This is a genomic window from Fibrobacter sp. UWR2, from assembly GCF_002210285.1.
Taxonomy (GTDB): domain Bacteria; phylum Fibrobacterota; class Fibrobacteria; order Fibrobacterales; family Fibrobacteraceae; genus Fibrobacter.
This window is the reverse complement of the sequence record NZ_MWQE01000001.1, coordinates 964,823-983,282: the sequence shown is the minus strand read 5'-3', so window position 1 is coordinate 983,282 and position 18,460 is coordinate 964,823. Positions and strand designations below refer to the sequence as shown.

General features: G+C 49.4%; 14 protein-coding genes and 1 pseudogene. 2 read left to right on the top strand and 13 right to left on the bottom strand.

All coding sequences use genetic code 11. The features are described from left to right. Window positions 1-40 precede the first annotated feature (40 nt). The 6 genes and pseudogenes from B7994_RS03910 to B7994_RS03885 all read right to left on the bottom strand — a co-directional run bounded on the left by B7994_RS03910 (window position 41) and on the right by B7994_RS03885 (window position 7,165). The gene (locus tag B7994_RS03910; protein WP_072811333.1) at window positions 41-247 is read right to left on the bottom strand and encodes a type II toxin-antitoxin system Phd/YefM family antitoxin; all 207 of its coding nucleotides are present in this window, start codon (window positions 245-247) and stop codon (window positions 41-43) included. A 3-nt stretch (window positions 248-250) separates the two neighbouring features. After that, window positions 251-1,420 (bottom strand): OmpA family protein, encoded by a 1,170-nt coding sequence (locus B7994_RS03905; RefSeq protein ID WP_233142999.1) that lies wholly within the window; start codon window positions 1,418-1,420, stop codon window positions 251-253. Further along, entirely contained in the window at window positions 1,420-1,815 is a 396-nt protein-coding gene (locus B7994_RS03900) for a DUF4398 domain-containing protein (protein WP_088637142.1), read from the bottom strand. Before B7994_RS03900 ends, B7994_RS03905 begins: the two co-directional genes overlap by 1 nt. Before the next feature lie 112 nt (window positions 1,816-1,927). After that, a pseudogene (locus B7994_RS03895) lies at window positions 1,928-2,377 on the bottom strand (FISUMP domain-containing protein); the annotation flags it as partial. Window positions 2,378-2,609: 232 nt separating this feature from the next. Then, window positions 2,610-3,962: a hypothetical protein gene (locus tag B7994_RS03890; protein WP_144063737.1), complete on the bottom strand. Its 1,353-nt coding sequence runs from the start codon at window positions 3,960-3,962 to the stop codon at window positions 2,610-2,612. Then, the gene (locus B7994_RS03885) at window positions 3,959-7,165 is read right to left on the bottom strand and encodes a hypothetical protein (protein ID WP_144063736.1); all 3,207 of its coding nucleotides are present in this window, start codon (window positions 7,163-7,165) and stop codon (window positions 3,959-3,961) included. The genes B7994_RS03890 and B7994_RS03885 overlap by 4 nt, the downstream gene beginning before the upstream one ends. Before the next feature lie 173 nt (window positions 7,166-7,338). Between B7994_RS03885 and xseA the strand changes: the two genes are divergently transcribed. Further along, window positions 7,339-8,607, top strand: coding sequence for an exodeoxyribonuclease VII large subunit (gene xseA, locus B7994_RS03880; RefSeq protein ID WP_233142998.1), 1,269 nt, complete (start codon window positions 7,339-7,341; stop codon window positions 8,605-8,607). A gap of 22 nt (window positions 8,608-8,629) precedes the next feature. Here the strand turns inward: xseA and B7994_RS03875 are convergent, their stop codons facing one another. Further along, window positions 8,630-9,997: a folylpolyglutamate synthase/dihydrofolate synthase family protein gene (locus B7994_RS03875; RefSeq protein ID WP_088637137.1), complete on the bottom strand. Its 1,368-nt coding sequence runs from the start codon at window positions 9,995-9,997 to the stop codon at window positions 8,630-8,632. Window positions 9,998-10,075: 78 nt separating this feature from the next. Here B7994_RS03875 and B7994_RS03870 point away from each other — a divergent pair, with 78 nt between their 5' ends. Continuing rightward, complete coding sequence (locus B7994_RS03870) at window positions 10,076-10,807, top strand: endonuclease (protein ID WP_088637229.1); 732 nt, start codon at window positions 10,076-10,078, stop codon at window positions 10,805-10,807. Window positions 10,808-11,093: 286 nt separating this feature from the next. Here the strand turns inward: B7994_RS03870 and B7994_RS03865 are convergent, their stop codons facing one another. The 6 genes from B7994_RS03865 to B7994_RS03840 all read right to left on the bottom strand — a co-directional run bounded on the left by B7994_RS03865 (window position 11,094) and on the right by B7994_RS03840 (window position 18,459). Further along, complete coding sequence (locus B7994_RS03865) at window positions 11,094-12,194, bottom strand: type IV pilus twitching motility protein PilT (protein WP_088637136.1); 1,101 nt, start codon at window positions 12,192-12,194, stop codon at window positions 11,094-11,096. Further along, window positions 12,187-14,769 (bottom strand): hypothetical protein, encoded by a 2,583-nt coding sequence (locus tag B7994_RS03860; RefSeq protein ID WP_088637135.1) that lies wholly within the window; start codon window positions 14,767-14,769, stop codon window positions 12,187-12,189. Before B7994_RS03860 ends, B7994_RS03865 begins: the two co-directional genes overlap by 8 nt. Further along, entirely contained in the window at window positions 14,770-15,027 is a 258-nt protein-coding gene (locus tag B7994_RS03855) for a Trm112 family protein (protein ID WP_088637228.1), read from the bottom strand. 67 nt (window positions 15,028-15,094) lie between these two features. Next, window positions 15,095-16,786 (bottom strand): glycosyltransferase family 2 protein, encoded by a 1,692-nt coding sequence (locus B7994_RS03850; RefSeq protein WP_088637134.1) that lies wholly within the window; start codon window positions 16,784-16,786, stop codon window positions 15,095-15,097. A gap of 5 nt (window positions 16,787-16,791) precedes the next feature. Next, window positions 16,792-17,505 (bottom strand): polyprenol monophosphomannose synthase, encoded by a 714-nt coding sequence (locus tag B7994_RS03845; RefSeq protein ID WP_088637133.1) that lies wholly within the window; start codon window positions 17,503-17,505, stop codon window positions 16,792-16,794. A gap of 33 nt (window positions 17,506-17,538) precedes the next feature. Then, on the bottom strand, window positions 17,539-18,459 hold the full coding sequence (locus B7994_RS03840) for a glycosyltransferase family 2 protein (protein WP_088637132.1): 921 nt from the start codon (window positions 18,457-18,459) through the stop codon (window positions 17,539-17,541). Between the last annotated feature and the right edge of the window lies 1 nt (window position 18,460).

Below are 18,460 nucleotides of genomic sequence, written 5' to 3'. Positions count from 1 at the left end.
GGGTGAAATGGCAAGGGGCCGGCCTCGGGATGCCCGCAACCTAGCGCTCCTCCCATATACCGTTCGGAAGCTTGCCGATATCGCGGAAGTCCAGTTCACCGCCGGAACGCGCAGAGGAAACGTTCACGAGACGCGCGAGCGGCTTGCCCGCACGCTCAATCACGATTTCTTCTTGCGAGAGCGAGACCTGATTCAGCAAGTTGCCGAAATTCTGCCTCGCCTCCATGGCGGTGACGGTCTTTGCCATCGGTTACTTAGCCTCAGGAGCTGCTGCCGGAGCGGCGGCCGGTTCAGCAGGTGCTGCTGCCGGTTCGGCGTTCTGCTGCAGGGCCTTGTCCTGAATGACGAGGTCCACGCGGCGGTTCTTCTGGCGGCCTTCCTTCGTCTTGTTGTCGGCAATCGGCATGCTCATGCCGAGACCCTTGGCGGTAAGGCGGCTAGCGTCAATTCCCTGGTCCACGAGGAACTTCATCACGTTGTCGGCACGCTGCTGCGAGAGCTTCATGTTGTGCTCTTCGGAACCCGTGTTGTCGGTGTTACCTTCGATGGAGACGTTGAACTGCTGGTACACAGAAAGGATACCGGCAACCTTAGCAAGGCTCGTCTTGAGGTCGGCCTTGAGGGAAGCCTTGTTCACGTCGAACAGGATGTCGGACATGGACAGGATAATACCGCGGGCGTCCTTCGTCACCTGGATGAGCTTGGACTGGAGTTCGTTCAGCTTGTTCATGGCTTCGGCCTGGCGGGCTTCGGCCTTGGCGCGTTCCTCAGCGAGGGCCTTCTTTTCGGCCTCGAGCTGCTTCTGCAGGTCAGCCTGTTGCTTCTGCAAGTCGGCCTGCTGCTTCTGGAGGTTGGCTTCGCGTTCGTTGGCAGCCTTGAGGGCGGCTTCCTTGGCGGCAGCTTCAGCCTGGAACTTTTCCTGATTCTGCTGCATTTCGGCCTGGAGGCGGGCTTCCTGGTCCTTCATCTTGGCCTTTTCGGCTTCGAGGTCGTTCACCTTACCGCTACGGGCCTGGCCAATCTGTTCCTGGATAGCTTCGATGGAGCGGGCCGTGGCGGCACGCTTTTCCCAGTTCTCGGCGGTATGGTTGCGCAGCTTCTGGGTTTCAACCTGAGCAGCAATAATCTTTGCATAGATATCGCACTTGGCGGCAAGGGCCGCGGTCTTTTCAGATTCCGGATCGTCGTTATTGGCGGCATCCAAATCGGCAAGAGTCGCCTTGGCAGCGGCAAGGGAATACTTTGCCGCAATGGCGTTCGCAGGAATGTCCTTGGAGGCGGCATCGATCGAGGCCTTGCAGGTCTCAACAGCACTCGGTTCAGCAACTTCGGCGGCCTCGGCAGCCGGGGCAGTCTCTTCTGCAGCAAAGCAGAAAGAAGCGGCAAATGCGCTAATGGCAAACAAATTCTTCATCTTCATTACTTGGCCCCTCCATTCTTAACTTCCTTATCAAGGATGCTCTGGTAAATGAGTTTTCTTTCGACATCACCACGAAGTTCCTTTTCGACACGTTCGTCTTCCTTCTTGGCGGCATCGCGTTCAGCGTTTGCAACAGCAAGCCTGTATTCAAGGGTGCTCTGTTCAGCGAGGGCGGCAGCTTCCTCTTCTTCGCCATCGGCCTGCAAGGCCTTTGCAGAATCAAGCTTTGCGTTAGCCGATTCCATCTGGGAGGCGTCAGCCTTCACCTCTTCGGCAATAGTCTTGTTGGCGTCGGCAAATTCAATCGACTTGGAGGCGTTTACGCTACCAGCACAGCCGGACAGGAATGCGAGCGCCGTAACGGCTAGGCCCGCTGCAAAAATTCTGTATTTCATCGAATACTCCTTATAAGGTTAAACCAATCGTGAATAAATATAACAAAGAGGCCTGCGAACAGGCCATCACATATAAGTAAATACTTTTCTTACGCTCTTTTTTAATAATTTATCAAAAACAAGTAATAAAAATTTTACTCATCTTTAACGCAGCGGATGGAATATCCGTTTCGTCAAGCCCGATATAGCCCGCCGGGACCATGGAGAACCCAAATTCATCGGTTCCATTGCCTTCGGAGTCCCACCCACTCTTGGACTTGAGCTTAGTGCCCGCATCGGAAGTATCACCGACCGCAGCGACAAGCATCTCGAGTTCTTCCCTCGAAGGAAGGTGCCAACCCGTGGGGCATGCGCCCTGCACCCTACCAGAAAGTTCGCAAAGGTGCCCGAAACCGCATTCATCATTTGTTTTGCCTACGGCACCAGCCCAAGTGTATAGACGCCCGTACTTCGAATTGGGATTATTCTCATAGAACGCACTGTTCCCAGTAGGAACTTCGTACCTGAGGTTTTCGGCCATCCAGATCTGGTCGTCATTCTGAATAGTCTTATGGGTCTGACCATCACGCGCATCCCATCATGGTCCCATAGCGGGACGAGCCCCCAAACGGTGTAGACGGAGAATCTTCCCCGCCCGAAGCAGGGTTGTTACTATTATCACCACAGACAACAAGCATTGTGGCACAGGTCAAGGCAACAAAAAATAAGCGATCCATGACAATTTCCTATATAATCTATACAAAATATGTAAAACAGATCAGTACTATTCGTAAATTATTTAATAATCCTGGGAATCATTTCACAAATATCCGTCTAATTTCTCCACCAATCCTGACCAAATACAATCCTGAAGCAAATAGCGGTATAGAAACAGTCCCCTCAGTCATCCCGCGAGCAATAATTGTTCCCATCGGATTAAAAACAGCATATTCGTCATGATTTTTATCGGAAATAAGCAACTTCCGTCCAGACACCAGAACATTGGATTGCGATATATTCCTCGTTGCATAAACTCCGGACTGGTCAACTCTTTCGCCATTCTTCACAGCAAATTTAAACCGTCCATCAACAACTGTTCCATAACGATAAAAGGAATACTTTAAAACATAATCACCATCAGCCAATGGAATTTTATTTCCAAGAACCACTGTTTTTCCGTCTGTATACACAATTTCTGTAGAATCAACCGATTGGTGTTCCGGCACAACAAGCGAATCATTTCTATCATAGACAGAAAAAACAACCGCAGATGGTTCAAAATAGAAGTAATAGGAAGGTTTAAAATCGTCTTTCAAGCAGTGCCACTGTAACGAACAATAATTTCTTATATCATATCTAGAGATTCGCTTTATTTCACGTTCACCACAGCACTGCGGTTCACACTCATAATTCATATCTGGATAAAAGTACAGCGTTCTCCAGCCAAGCGAGAGCGACTGCAATACAGTCTCTCCATAAGCAAACCCATTCAAGCCTATTGGGCGTTCCAGCAAACTATCACTTTGGGCATAAATAAGCAGGTTCTCAGGAACCCATTCATCATCTTCCCATTTGTAATAAAACCATCCTGCATAGCTATCCTTATCTGGAAACATAACCTTTCGATAATCGTGATTTGCAGAATCAACTACAACAGGAGTTTCATCAATCCATTCCTTATAATCAGGAACAAGAACATACAAAACCGTAGAACCATCAGCAAGATAATCGTTTCCATAGCACACTTCTCTCCCACGCATATCAATGGTATAAAGACCGCCATCATTTTTATCATTCCAACATGCACTATCAAGTATATACCAAAAAGAATCATTTTCAGGAAAGGATTCTACAAGCGACTTAAACATAATTGGGACCTGTTCACCGTCGCTATCATAACTACGCACTCCGATGGGATGTTGAAATAATTTATCTATGGCAGAATAAATAAAAAATTCATCTGGAATATTCTCTATACTCCACGAATAACTATACCAGCCATTACCACCAGCATCTTGCATCTGACGAGCAATTCCATCTTCATTATCAATTATAACTGGAGCATCGGCAATCCAGTTTCGCATTGGAGGCACTTGCACAAAGATTGACTTTTGTTCAGCCAAACATAACGAGAATAAAGACAAAAGCAATGCTAAACATTTTTTCATTTTAGACTCCTTATTGCATACGATTGTTCCGAAATAGGATCATAATCCACACGAAATACTTCTGCATATTGATGAACTGTAATATCCTTCGCAAGGAATCTTCCATAAATTTTTTTATTAACCTGTCCCAATATCAACTCTGATAACGGAGCATAAATCGTTCCACCAAAAAAACCTTCAATAAGCATGTATTCCGAAGAATGCTGAATCAATTTAAAGCCTCTTGCTACATTTGTCCAATAAGCGGCATCCGACAAGGAAATATCATTTTGTGGGCGCCAAATTAATTTGCCATTCAAATGAATAATTGAAGATTCTCCAGGATTCAAGAATTCTATTCTTGTTCCCGATTCTATTTGCAAGAGGGAATCAATGTAAAACTCCCCTGGAGGAATTATCAACCTTGAATTACCTTGAATCTTCAATGAACTATACGAAGCACCGTTTGTCAATAAGAAAGAACCTCCATCAACACTCTTGTTTCCCATATTGGGCACATCATAAAATTTCGACAAATTGCACTGGTAATTTCCTTTCCAGTCATCGTTACTTCCATAATATTCGTAATATTTTAAATTAATATTTCCACCAATCAACACATTACTTTGCCTTACCAAATATGGTTCGTCCTGACCGAGTTCAGCTACAGTATGTGGTTGCGTTCCCGCAGTAAGAATATGCAAATTCAAGTCGCCTTGAATAATTGCAGAATTACGCAAGAATGCCCGTCCAGACTCAAGAATAGGAAGTCGAACATCAGCATTACCTATACGCGAATTGACTCCCATCAAAAAGAATGTTTGTTGCGAGTTATATGAAAAATTATTCCCCCCCCCAACTCCAACTCGACATAATATATTATTTTTGACGTCTAAATCAAAGCATTTAACACCATCATTTAACACAAGATGACTTCTTGCAAAAAGAGTGTAATCTAATGGGACATCCATATTATCTATTTGAAAATTCACGTTTCCTTCTAAGCCATCATTAATTCCATCACCATTGTCATCATTATCAGATTCTTTCCGAAATTCATCACCATCTTCATTTGATTTTTTTGCGATTTTAGACATAACAGTCTGTGCACGATCAGGGAACGTCATATCTATTTTTTTATCATATTTGGATTTGATAGTGTAGTCAAAAATTTCCTTTTTATCATCCATTCCATCCCCATCCGAATCAATGCTATAAGGATTTGTACCAAATCTTTCAATTTCATCAAAATCCGTAATACCATCACCATCAGAATCCATATCCAATCTAGAATCATGCATTGCAACGGAGCCTTTTGTTGCTTTTACCAAAAGATATTCTGAAATCGAATCCGTTTTCCCCACAGAATTTGTTAAAAAGCCATAATTATTACCGAATGCATATAAAAAAGCATAATTATCTGATTTTCCAACATACCCATAAATAACCATCGCATGATCCTTATATTTAGAATCGCTACCAGACCAATAAACAGACGAAACATATATAGGCCGACCTTGATCTATCTCTTTTTTTACAATACTATATGACGGGGTTCCCCCATACTGAGTTATGCTGTCCGTCTGTAACGCAAATCTAAGGGCTTTTAATCTATCTACAGAATCTGCTCCTATGGGGAAAAAAGGAGAAACAAGAGGTTCATCATTATTAAAACGAGTCGCAAACAATATTTCATCTTGAGTAACATTGCCTCCATAAACATGATTCATTATTTGTGCAGCAACTAGCCAACATCGATAAGCATTGCTTGCTTCTGGCATATCTGCATGAATGGCATCCCACTTATACTCAAGAGCATCTTGACCATACCCCAAGAAAAGAAATTTTGAATCCTTATATCCCTTTATCGTATCAATAGCCAAAGCCCCCCATGTATTTAAATCTATATTTTTAGAAAGCAACAACATATTCTGTTCATCAACAAATCCATCATCTCTTCCATTTATTAGAATATCTCCATCCCCATCTATATACTCTCCACAATATACAAGCCAAGAATAGTTTCCATCCGACAAAGACACCTTAACAGACGTTTTTTCCGTTTCCTCTTCATAGATGATTTGTTTCTCAGAATCTCGTATAACAATTCTATATTTAGAAGCACGCTCTACAGGCAACCACTCAAATTTTGCCGAATCATTCTCTGTCAATCTGTAATTTTGAGGTTTATTCATTGATAATTTTATTGGTAATGGAATTTTTTGATTCGAAATAGGCTTGTCTCTATCTGTAAAGCTAAACCAATCATTAGTTTGTTTTCCGCTCGAATTTTCACATATACGAAAGAATACATTTTTTTTATACTCTACTGGATAAAATTCCACCCACATAGATGACGGAAAAAAATCCTCAACATTTTTCCAAATCCCGGCAGCAACAGCCTTTTCTGCAAACTCGCCCTCATCACCCCAAGGCACATACGAAAGCAAAATCGAATCTTTTTTCAACAAAGCCTCACCAATGCGCCCCCACGCAAAATCAGGCAAAATAATTTTATTGTCAGCACCATAACACGCAGAATCATTTTTACAAATACGAAGAATACCCATAGAATCTAGAGAAACAAATCCCAGCGCATGTTCCACAGAATCTTTTCCTGTAATCGTTATATTCTCTAGAGAAATTTTATCCTTTTCAAAATTTTTTATTTCCAGCCAAGCATTTCCTTCTGGCTGAAAACCAATAATTTTTAATTTTAATCTAGGCTTAGGCAAAATATTTTCATTTCCATAAATCAAGGAGCCATGTTCATACACTAGAATATTCTCATTTTCTACAAAACTATATTTCCCCTTATAACTTGGATGACTCTGTTTCCCTATTTCGCTCCAATCTGAATAGTGAAGTCCTTGATAAAAGCCAGAACTATTTGGGAAATAGCCTTGATTAATCGAATCTATTGAAATTTCTATATATCCAAGTGAATCATTCACCATTTGAAGAGTCACATGTGCTCCAGCCGTATATCCAGAATCCAAAACAACTTGTTTATCAACATTATACGAGAAAATATAGCGCAGTTTTACATTCTTATGCGTAACACTGCTTTCATTAACAACTCTCATTCGAAGAGCCAGCATTGAAGAATTATTAATTTGCTCATCCTTAAACTCAACGATTATGGCAAAAGATTGAGTTGCCAAACAAAGACCACTTATTATAATACAAATCAAAAATTTCTTTACTTCATTATAAATTCTCATATAATAAATATAAACTATTAATTTAGATTTACTCCATCCCTCCCATCATTTTGTTGTAAAAGCGAATTTACATCGCAAATGGAAGATTTTCCTGAAATTTCTTTTTTCAACTTATCACAAATTTTACTATTCTTCTTTACACCATGGACCAGCCCGTTCGCACATTCTCAGTCATGCAATACATGACGTCTATCCGGAACAAGCTTGCCGAAACGCCGGCAGTTTGGGTGCACGGGGTAATCACGCGCCTCATAGAAAAGGGCAAAGTCGTCTACATCAGCATCGCGGACTTCGAAGAAGGCAATGTCAAGCCCATCGCGACCGTAGACCTCACCTGCTTCGCCGGCCAGTTTGCAGCCCTCCGCGCAAAAACTGAAAATGCGGCAACGCCGTTTGCCATCAAGGAGCAACTCAAGGTCTGTTTCCAGATCAAGGCCGAAGTCTATATCCCGAGCGGAAAACTGCAGGCAAAGATCCTCGACATCGACCCGGTCTATACACTCGGAGAACTCGCCCTCACGCGCATGGCCATCTTGAAAAGGCTTGCAAGCGAAGGCCTGCTCGAAAAGAACAAGATGCTCCCCCTGCCCCTGATGCCATTGTGCATAGGGCTCATTACCGGCGAAAACACCGCGGCCTACAAGGATTTTACTACAAGGCTCGACGCTTCGCCCTTCAAGTTCAGGGTCGTGCCCGTATTTGCCACCATGCAGGGGAACTCTACAGAAGCAAGCATACTCAATGCACTTGAAACCCTGCGTGACAACGACGAAATTGACATCGTGTGCATTGTGCGCGGGGGCGGTGCGAAAACGGACCTGAACTATTTTGACAGCGAAGCGCTCTGCCGTGCGGTAGCGAACTACCCCATTCCGGTGTTCACGGGCATCGGGCACGAAATTGACCGAAGCCTGCTCGACGAGGTAGCAGGAGTCTACTGCATTACGCCCACAGACTGTGCCAAGCGCATTGTCGAAATTGCACAGGAAAGCTGGAGCAAGCTTATAGAGACCGCAAAGGAAATTGCAAACGCCACAAGGCTCACGCTTGCCAACTGCACTCAGCAACTGAACAGTGCAGGGCTACGGCTAAGCCAAAAGGTTTCCGCACGCATCCAGGCCGAAAAGACAAGGCACGCCCTTATCCGCGCCAACCTCCAGAAAGACACACGGTTCGTACTGCGCGATGAATTCGCACGGGTCGACCGCAATGCGGAAGGCTTGAAGCAGGGGTCGCGAAAGATTCTTGACCTCGCGAAAACGCGTTTTGAACTCATCGAGACAAAGGTCAAGGGCGTAGACCCGCAGAACATCATTGCGAAGGGCTATACGCTCACGCTTGATGCAAGCGGAAAGTTCGTAAGGAACGCTGCCCAGCTAAAGTCCGGCGATACCCTGCGCACAAGGTTCAAGGACGGAACCGTAGAATCCGTCGTTCGCTAAATGTGACGCATTTTTGCGCCGGTCAGCGGTGTTCGTTTGTCGTGGGTTCGAGCCCGCGGAAAAACTCCAGTTCCGCAAAGTCATCTTTCAGAAGTTCTATGCAGGCACCAAGCATATAGAGGCTACCCGTTATCAGGAGCGGGGCATCTGCATTGCCGTCCATTGTGCCAGCCGAACTGTCGCGCGCAGCCAGCACCTGGTCCAGATAACTGCGGGAAAGTTCGCCTTCGCTTGATACCGGAAGGCCAAGCGCCTGCATTTCGCTACGCAAGTCAACAAGTTCACGGAAGCGCGGGTAAGGCGTCTTTGTAATATGCCAGCAGGCGACATGAGGCGCCATGAGCTTGAGCATCTCCCCTACATCCTTGTCCTTGAGGGCGCCGAACAGGCAGTGGAACTTTTTCCCCGGGTAATACTTGTCCAAGGTTTCCACCAGGCGGCGAACGGCATGCGAATTGTGAGCCCCGTCCAGAATGATACGCGCCTTGCCGTCTGGGCCCATGAGCGCCTGCATGCGCCCCGCCCACGAGCGGGTCGCGAGAGTCTTAAGCGCGAGGGCATCGTCGTATTTAAACTGCGCGGCGGTTGCAAACTGCGCGCCGTCTATAAACTGCGCGGCTGCCGCCAGCGAAAGGCTCGCATTTTCGATGTAATGGTGCCCGAGGTTCGGGAGCACAATGTCTTCGCGGATTTCGGGAACGATACACTTACAGCCGAGCTGGGCGGCATGCTCAAGCGCTTCGTCGAGAAGCGTCTTTGAAAGCCCGCCCAGAACGAAGCGCTTCCCGGCGGCGCGTTCGCGCGATTCACCGACAACGCCCATCTTCTCGCGGAGGATTGCCGATTCCGTAGGCCCGAGGACTTCAGTGTGTTCGAGCCCGATGCTTGTAACGACGGCAATCTCGCCGCCGGCAACAGCGGTGCTGTCGAGCCTGCCGCCCATGCCAGCCTCAAGCACAGCGACATCAATCTTTTGTTCCGCATAGTAGAGGAACGCTACCAGCGTAAGGACTTCAAAAAACGTGGGCTCAACCGGAGATGCACCGGCGGCAACACGCCCCGCCGACACGGAATCTGCGGCAGCCTTCACCTTTAGTAGCAAGCGGTCCAAATCTTCTGCCGGAATCGGGATATCATCTACGCGGATTCGTTCCCGCAAGTTCACCAGGTGCGGGCTTACATACAGGCCCGTCTTGAGCCCGTGCGCCTTAAGGATGCCTGCCAGATAGTAACTCGTAGACCCCTTCCCGTTCGTACCCACCACATGGATAGACTTGAACTTTTTTTCGGGATTACCGAGAGCATCGCAAAGCGCACGCGTCGATTCGAGCCCGGGAACCATCCCAAACATCAGGCGCGATTCCAGATATTCCATACCGGCAAATTGCATGCGCCAAATATAGTTACTATACTTTCAAGAAACCTCTTTACAAACCTTATTGCCTATATGTTTAACGCTTTCAAGCCAATGCGCCGAGCCGTCATTTTTTCGCTTTCCCTGATTGCGCTTTTCGCAACATTTTCCGAAGCGCGCGTAGACCCGACAGCAGCACCCCACCATTACAACTACCGCGATGCAAGCAAACAGCTGCGGCGCGTATATTACGGCGATTTGCAAGAGACGCTTTACTGCGGATGCAAATACGACGACAAGAAGAACGTCGACTTTAGCAGCTGCGATTTCAAGCCGCGCGAAAACCCGAACCGCAAAAGCTACAAGCGGGCAGAACGCATCGAGTGGGAACACATGGTAACCGCCCACAACATGGGGCACTTTCTGCCCTGCTGGAAGGACGGCGGTCGCAAGAACTGCAGCGCGAACGACACCACGTTCAAACTGATGGAAGGCGACATGCACAACCTCTACCCCGCCATCGGCGAGGTGAACGGGGACCGCAACAACTTCATGTATAGCCAGTGGACCAACAATCCAGAACCGATGTACGGCGGCTGCAAGACCATCGTCGACTTTAAGGAAAAAAAGGCGCAGCCCCGCGAAGAAGCCCGTGGGATCATCGCGCGCGCAAGTTTCTACATGGAAAAGACGTATGGCGTGAAGCTATCGAACCAGGACCGCAAACTCTTCGAAGCCTGGGACAAGATGTACCCCGTCACCGAAAAGGAATGCGAACGCGACCGCCGCATCTTCAAGGTACAGGGCGACCACAATCCGTTCGTGTACGAAAAATGCCCGCATTGAAATAAAACGGCTCTTGAAGCAAACATTTCCAACATCTATAGCCGTTTAATTAATTACCCGACTTTCGCGAAGCCCGTAGGGATTAACAATCACAAGGGCTTCGCAGGGCAGACAAACAACATTTTCCCTGCAACGTACATTCCTTTTTAGATACACTCTTTTCTTTTTTTGCATAGAGAGCCGTTTCGTTAAGCGAACACTGGAACGAAGTGATTGTGTGAGCGAACAAAACTGCTCTTGAAGCAAACATACTTCAAGAGCCTTAAAAAAATGCGGGAAAAGAAAACTACATCCAGCCGCGGTCGGATGTGCCAGAAATACCGCGAATCTTGAGGTCGAAATCGTCCTTGTTCGTGGCGGCATTCATGGCTGTTTCCAGCGAAATCTGTTCTGTCCTGTAGAGTTCGAGCAGAGCCTGGTCGAACGTCTGGCTGCGATACTGCATGTGGCCTTCGGCAATGGCATGTTCCACCATCGAAAGCTTATCCTTATCGCGGATGTATTCCTTGATGGCAGCCGTATTCACGAGCACTTCGGCAGCAGGCACACGGCCCTTGCCATCGGCAGTCGGCAACAGACGCAGCGAAATGATTCCCGCAAGTACTTCAGAAAGAAGGATACGAATTTCGTCGTGCTGGTGCGGCGGGTACATCGAAAGCACACGCTGGATAGTTTCCGTCGCATTCGTCGTATGGATAGTAGCAAACACCATGTGGCCCGTATCGGCCGCAGTAAGCGCAATCTGCATCGTCTCGAGGTCACGGATTTCGCCCACCAGGAGCACGTCCGGGTCCTGACGGAGAGCGGCACGCAGTGCGTTCGCATAAGAAAGCGTATCCACGCCGATTTCACGCTGCGAGATAATCGCCTTGTTGTCGCGGTACAGGTATTCGATAGGGTCTTCGACCGTAATGATATTCACCGGTTCCGTCTGGTTGATGTAATCCAGCATGGAAGCAAGCGTCGTCGACTTACCCGAACCCGTCGTACCCGTAACAAGCACAAGTCCACGACGCGTAAGCGCCATGTCGCGAATGACTTCGGGCAAATGGAGTTCTTCGAAAGCAGGGATCTTCGCCTTGATATGGCGGATAACCATAGCGATTGTACCACGCTGGCGGAATACGTTCACGCGGAAACGGCCCATGTCGCGGGCGCCCACGGCAAAGTCACATTCCTTGTTCGTCTCGAAGCGCTGCTTCTGGTCGCGATTCATGATATCGTCCATGAAGGAATCCATCATGGCCGAATCGACGCGAGTTTCGAACAACTTAGTCAACGAGCCATTAATACGGTAAATAGGCGGAACGCCGGAACGGATATGCAAGTCCGAAGCCTTGTTTTCGACCATGGCGCGGAGCAACTGTTCAATTCTAAGATCAGCCATTAGAATCTCCTCCGAACTTGGCGTTGTACGCCTTCTCTATTTCGGCAAGACGCTTGGCAATAGCCTCGTTTTCAGGATCCTTGCTGGCCAAGTCCTTGTAAATGTCGCGCGCCTTGTCGTAACAGCCCTGCTCGAAATAGATTTCGGCAAGTGTCGGAGTATTCAAGCTTTCATCGATATCGGGAGGCAACTTGCCAAGAGGTGCCGTCGGGTCGGCAACGAGTCCGGCAGAGACCTCATCGTCGGAATCGCCCGACATCAGGAAGTCGACACCCTTGTTTCCAGACGGTGCAGGCTTTTCATCGAGAGCATCGTCATCGGTATTGAACAGCTGGTTGAATGCGCCCGAGAATTCGGATGCAAGGCTATCCTTGTCCGAAAGTTCCTGGGAATCGGAAGCCGGCTGCTCAGACGATCCGGCAGGAGATTCAGCAGTAGTTTCTTCAGTAGGCGATTCGCCGGCAGGCGCAGCAGAAGCGACATCTTCTTCAAGTGCATCGTCTTCACCGAACAGGCTGCTGAATGACTTGTCAAGATCCGCTTCAAGAGCGGCATCGGCAAGCGGGGCTTCCTCGATTTCCGCACCCGTATCTTCTTCGGTCGGGGCGGCAGCAGTCTTTTCACCTTCAACAGGCAGGTCATCGCCGTTTGCAAAGAGCGACGAAATGGCATCGCCCACTTCCTTGTCAATCTCTTCTTTCTCGGATTCCGGCAACGCTTCTTCGGCAGAAGCGTCTACGGCAGTTTCCGGAGCCGTTTCTTCGGTATTTACTTTATCAGTAACGCCATCTTCGGCAGCCGGAGCGGCATGTTCTTCCGGAAGTTCATCCTCTTCGGCAAACAGGGCATCAAACGCCTTGTCGATACCAATACCCTCGCCTTCCAGCGACTGCTTTGCAGCATCTTCACTCGTAGAATCCTTGACCTCTTCGCCAAAGACATCGGCAAAGGAACTATCCAGAGGTTGCGGTTCGTCCGGTTCTTCGGCAGGCAGTTCAAGCGCAGGTTCTTCGGCAGGCAACTCAAGTGCCGGCTCATCTGCGGGCAAATCAAGCGCAGGTTCTTCGGCAGCAAGTTCTTCCTGTGCCGGTTCGGCCGACTCTTCGGCAGGTGCTCCACCGGGAGTCCAGTTAGAAAGGTCGAACTCATCGGAGGATTTTTCTTCAGGCTTTGCGGGCGGCAGTTCCTCGGGCAGTTCGTCTTCGCCAAAGATATCGGCAAAGGCACTGTCCAGGCTCTGGGGCTTGTCTTCCATCTTGTCTTCTTCCGGAAGTTCAAGCGTCTCTTCGGGCTTATCCTCGACAGCGGGTTCCTCGAGTTCAAGCGATTCCTCGTTCGATCCTAGATCCATATCGGAAGGTGCGGACTTTTCGAAAAGACCACCCTCGCTGGCAGGTTCGGGGCTCCAGGAATCCAGGTCGACCTTCTCTTCCGGCACTGCAGGGGTCGAAGGCTTCTCTTCGGGGAGTTCATCCTCGCCAAAGATATCGTTAAAGGCGCTGTCCACGGACTGCGGTTTGTCCTCGACTTCTTCGCCAAAGACGTTCTTCGCAGAATCCTCTGCCGACTGTTCCGGTTCGTCGTCCAGGCTCGTCGGCAAGTCAAACTGCGCAAACGGCGATGTGCTGGCAGATTCGGCCTGTTCCGCAGGTTCTGCCGGAGCAGAAGCCTTGCTTGACGGAATATCGTCGAAGGAATCCAGGTCGTCCTCTTCGCCAAACATTTCTGCAAATGCTGAACCCACATCGTGTCCAGAAATTTCTTCGCCAGCAGGAATGTCCCCCTGCTCTCCGACTTCTTCGCCAGATTCCGAAAGCGCCGTATTCAGCGACTGCTGGAGCGAATCCATTGCCGATTCCTCGACGGAATTGTCTTCGCCACCAAGCGAGGCGAGTGCTGCAAACGGATCGTCCTCGTCGCCAAACGACGAGAAGGGAGAAGCAGCCTGTGCGGACGGAGTCTCTTCTGCGGGAGCATCGATGTCCATATCCAGGGACTTCGAGAAGAGGGAATCCTCTTCTGCTGGCTGTTGTGCAGAAGCATCGTCTGTCGCAGTCTCGGACAGCGTCTCCGCAGATTCCTGAGAAACATCGCCCAAATCGGGCATAGAGAAATCGGCATCGCCCATCGCATCGGCGGCGGCACCGGCAACAACGCCAGCGGCAACACCCGTAGCCACATCGGACACGGTCTCGTATTCTTCTTTCCAGAAGGTATCGAGCGGGTCCATATCGTGGACGCGACGATAGCACTTGTTACGTTCGTTTTCGTCACCCAGCTGTTCGTAGGCCTCGCCCATGCGCTTCTGCGCAGAGAGGCAGAACGGTTCCTTTTCAAGAACCTTTTCGCATTCCTTGATGCATTCCTCGAAATTGCCCTTCTGGAACAAGATCTTGCTACGGACTAGCATGCCGGGAATATCGCCCGGATACATCATGAGGCCGGCATCGACACGCGCAAGCGCGTTATCCGAGTCACCCGCCATATTTTCGTAGTCCGCAAGCCAGGCAAAGGCCATGGACTTGACCTTCTTCTTGCCGATGGACTTCTTCAGGGTATCCAGAGTAACAGCCATTTATCCCTCCAAGGGAAGCAGAACAGCTTCGTCAGACAAAAGGACAGGAATCCCATCGCGGACGACATAGGCTCGGGAGCCCGCCTCGTTCACGAGGGCCTCGGTCAGAGGTTCAGAAATTTTCTCACCGGCGGCGTTCTTGAGCGTACCGGCAGCAATAGCCTTGTTCAGGAGGGAAAGGAGGGCATCATCCGCCACAGCGAGTCTCCCCCTAGTTTCAGGGCAGCAAAGAATATCCAAAAGTTTATAATCGAACATAAAGCCTTTATAATCAATCACTTATGATTGATATAAAAATAACTCTATTTTGTGAAAATGGATAAGCCTAACGCAGATATTTGAGGTCTACGAGGGCAAAATTGCCGTTTTTTCCGTTCCCGATGAGCAAATAGACCTTCAGGCCAAGCTTATCAAGCCATTTTATGTCGAAATCCTCGCGATAACCCGAAAAATTCGACACTACCAGCAGCTCGCGGCACCCAGTCCGGGCGCAAATGGATTCCATGTCGGAAAGGGGGCCCAGAAGGTGCTTGCGGTTCTCTTCGGAAAGCTTTTCGGGTTCCCCGCTCACGCAGCCGAGAATCTCGATTCCCGGAATCACGTTATAGCTGTCGAACCAGTTGCTGAGGGAATCCTCGCGGCCACCGAGCAGAATGGAACGGTGACGCTTCTTGGCGAAGATGCGGTAGAAATAGTTTATCCAGAATGCGACGCGACGCCATGCGAAGAGGGCCAGCGGGATAAAGAGGCTGGAGCAGACGAAAACCGTTATCCCATACGAATCATAGGGCAACGAGTTCAGATCGCCTTCAATGACCGGCACCTGTGTAAAGTATCGGAAAGCCACATACCCGCCCACCGCAAGCAGGTTCAGCGGCACAAGGTACCGCAAGAATTTTTCGCCCTTCAGGCTAGATTCCGTATATTCCCCGCGGAACATCAAGAACACAAAGTTTATAACAGCGACAATACCAACAAGCCACCAGTCTTCGAACTGGGCAAAATCCATAATGGAATGCTTAATAACCGTATCCGTCGCGGCACATCCACTTTCAAGGCAGCTTGGATCCTGGAAACACGCATACGACCGAATACTCCCATAGTTCAGGAACGTAAACGCCCACAGCGCCATCACGCCAAAATCCAGGAACATCTTCCAGAACTTCGGAATCAGGCGCGAGAACATGCCCACAAAAGCCGCGAACATGATACCGAAGGACACGAGGAAATTCGGGACAAAGTAAAGATCCTTGTGCTTCTTCACAAAGATGAGCATTGCCTTGTAGAAATCCAGGTAGGAATCCCAGCGGCGGGTACGGCAGCTCTGGCCCTTGAAATGCAGGATATTGGTAGACGGGGTGTAATAATTCTTGAGCCCCATCTGCTTCGTACGGAAACAGAGGTCGAGGTCTTCACCGTACATGAAAAAGTCTTCGTCAAAGCCATTCAGCTTTTCGTAGACATCGCGACGGATACCGAAGAACGATCCACTGATGGCGTCCACCTCGGTCACTTCATCCGGGTCGGCGTACGTCATGTTGTAGCTTGCAAGCAGTTTGTTCTTCGGGAAAAGCGCCGCAAGCCCGATGGTCTTGGACACAGCCGAAACAATCGTCGGGAAAGACCTTCGGCATGCCCACTGGAGCGAGCCGTCTTCGTTCAGAATGCGACAACCCACAGTGCCCGATTCCGGGTGTACCTCCATAAAGTCGAGCACCTTGGTAAAGGAATCGCGCGACACAATGGTGTCGGGGTTGATAAAGAACAGGTACGGTTTCGTCGCCCGCTTTTCGGCAAGATTGCACCCCTTACCAAAGCCGAGGTTTTCCTTGGAGTCAATCCAGATGACTTCCGGGAAGAATTTCTTTATCTCGGGAAGAATAGGTTCCTTCGATCCGTTGTCCAACACGATGATTTCGGCATCGATATCGGCGCACGCATCGCGCACCGACTTTAAGCAAGCCGGAATGAAGTCGCAGGAATTATAGGCAACGATGATGACGGAACAGGAATACATGAGCGTTACGCGAGTCCGAGACGAAGCTTGAGCACCAGGAAGAACGCTTCGGAAATGATTCCGCCGCTCATCTTCGAGGTTCCGCGGGTACGGTCGGTAAACACGATGGGGATTTCCTTCACGCGGAGTCCCTTCTTCCAGATCTTGAAGGTCGTCTCGATCTGGAAGCAATAGCCATCGCTCTTCATCTTGTCGAGGTTCAGCGCCTGCAGGGCCTCACGACGGAAACACTTGAAGCCGCCGGTAGCATCGCTAATCGGCAGTCCCGTCACAATACGGGTGTAGACGTTTGCTCCGTAACTCAGGATAAGGCGGCGCAAGTCCCAGTTCACTACGCTAATGCGGTGATCCTGGTAACGGCTACCGAGTACGAGGTCCGCATTTTCGGCGGTTTCCAAGAAGCGGTTCAAATCCGTCGGGCTATGGCTAAAGTCGGCATCCATCTCGAACACGCGCTGATAATCGCGTTCAAGCGCCCACTTGAAACCCGTCACGTAGGCAGAGCCGAGCCCCATTTTCCCCTTTCGGCGGATTAGGTGGATTCGCGGATTCTTCGTAGACTCCGCTTCTACCAGGTCGCCCGTACCGTCGGGGCTACCATCATCGACCACGAGAATCTCGAGGCAGTCGTTCTGCTCCAAAATAGCCGACATAATGAGGAGGATATTTTCCTTCTCATTGTAGGTGGGAATGATAACAAGACTCTTAGGAAACACCATAACTATACTCCGACTCGCAATAATCTACAAAACTCACTCGCCAAAAGTTTCGGCAATAGGATAAATCCGTCGTTTGCGCCCGTTGAGCATCTCGGCAAGCAGGCCCAGCGAGAAGAACTGCACACTCATCACCAGCGAGAACCCGCCCGCCAACAGGAGCGGACGCACATGCATGGCTCCCGTCTGGAACCACTCGTAACCAAAGTAGCCACATACGCCTAGGCCAAGCACCATGAACACGAGCCCGATAAGGCCAAAGAAATGCAGGGGCTTGGTCGAGAAGCTGCGCATGAACATGAGCGAGACCAGGTCGAGAAACCCGGAAACGAGACGCGAAATGCCGTACTTGGAAACCCCATGAACGCGGGCACGGTGAGCGACGGGCATCTCGGTAATGCGGAAACCCTGCCACTTGGCCATCACGGGGATAAAGCGGTGGTAGTCACCGTAAAGTTCAATATAGCGCACCACGGAATGCCGGTACGCCTTGATGCCGCAGTTGAAATCGTGCAGGCGCTTGCCGCACACGGCAGAAACGGTCAGGTTGAACAGCTTGGAAGGGAGCGTCTTGTGCCAGGGATCCAGGCGGCGGACCTTCCAGCCCGAGACCAAGTCGTAACCGTCTTCCAAGATCTTGATCATCTTCGGGATTTCGAGCGGGTCATCCTGCAGGTCGCCATCGAGGGTCGCCACATAGCGCCCCGTCGCCTTCGAGAAGCCGAAGGCGAGCGCGTCAGCCTTGCCACAGTTGAACTGGAAGCGGAATCCTTTCAGGAAGGGGTATTCGTGCGAGAGGTTCTCGAGAACTTCCCACGTGTTGTCGCGGCTGCCGTCGTCGATGGCGATAACCTCGTACGTGAAGCCCGTAGGCTCCATGGCAGCGACGATTTCTTTCAGCAACTCCGGAAGGTTTTCGCTTTCTTCCTTGACCGGAATGACCATGCTTAAATCCATC

Coding starts and splice junctions, on each gene's coding strand:
- B7994_RS03860 (WP_088637135.1), bottom strand. CDS start 14,769: ATGGCTGTTACTCTGGATACCCTGAAGAAGTCCATCGGCAAGAAGAAG.
- B7994_RS03845 (WP_088637133.1), bottom strand. CDS start 17,505: ATGGTGTTTCCTAAGAGTCTTGTTATCATTCCCACCTACAATGAGAAG.
- B7994_RS03850 (WP_088637134.1), bottom strand. CDS start 16,786: ATGTATTCCTGTTCCGTCATCATCGTTGCCTATAATTCCTGCGACTTC.
- B7994_RS03890 (WP_144063737.1), bottom strand. CDS start 3,962: ATGAAAAAATGTTTAGCATTGCTTTTGTCTTTATTCTCGTTATGTTTG.
- B7994_RS03870 (WP_088637229.1), top strand. CDS start 10,076: ATGCGCCGAGCCGTCATTTTTTCGCTTTCCCTGATTGCGCTTTTCGCA.
- xseA (WP_233142998.1), top strand. CDS start 7,339: ATGCAATACATGACGTCTATCCGGAACAAGCTTGCCGAAACGCCGGCA.
- B7994_RS03885 (WP_144063736.1), bottom strand. CDS start 7,165: ATGAGAATTTATAATGAAGTAAAGAAATTTTTGATTTGTATTATAATA.
- B7994_RS03900 (WP_088637142.1), bottom strand. CDS start 1,815: ATGAAATACAGAATTTTTGCAGCGGGCCTAGCCGTTACGGCGCTCGCA.
- B7994_RS03865 (WP_088637136.1), bottom strand. CDS start 12,194: ATGGCTGATCTTAGAATTGAACAGTTGCTCCGCGCCATGGTCGAAAAC.
- B7994_RS03910 (WP_072811333.1), bottom strand. CDS start 247: ATGGCAAAGACCGTCACCGCCATGGAGGCGAGGCAGAATTTCGGCAAC.
- B7994_RS03905 (WP_233142999.1), bottom strand. CDS start 1,420: ATGAAGATGAAGAATTTGTTTGCCATTAGCGCATTTGCCGCTTCTTTC.
- B7994_RS03855 (WP_088637228.1), bottom strand. CDS start 15,027: ATGTTCGATTATAAACTTTTGGATATTCTTTGCTGCCCTGAAACTAGG.
- B7994_RS03840 (WP_088637132.1), bottom strand. CDS start 18,459: ATGGATTTAAGCATGGTCATTCCGGTCAAGGAAGAAAGCGAAAACCTT.
- B7994_RS03875 (WP_088637137.1), bottom strand. CDS start 9,997: ATGCAATTTGCCGGTATGGAATATCTGGAATCGCGCCTGATGTTTGGG.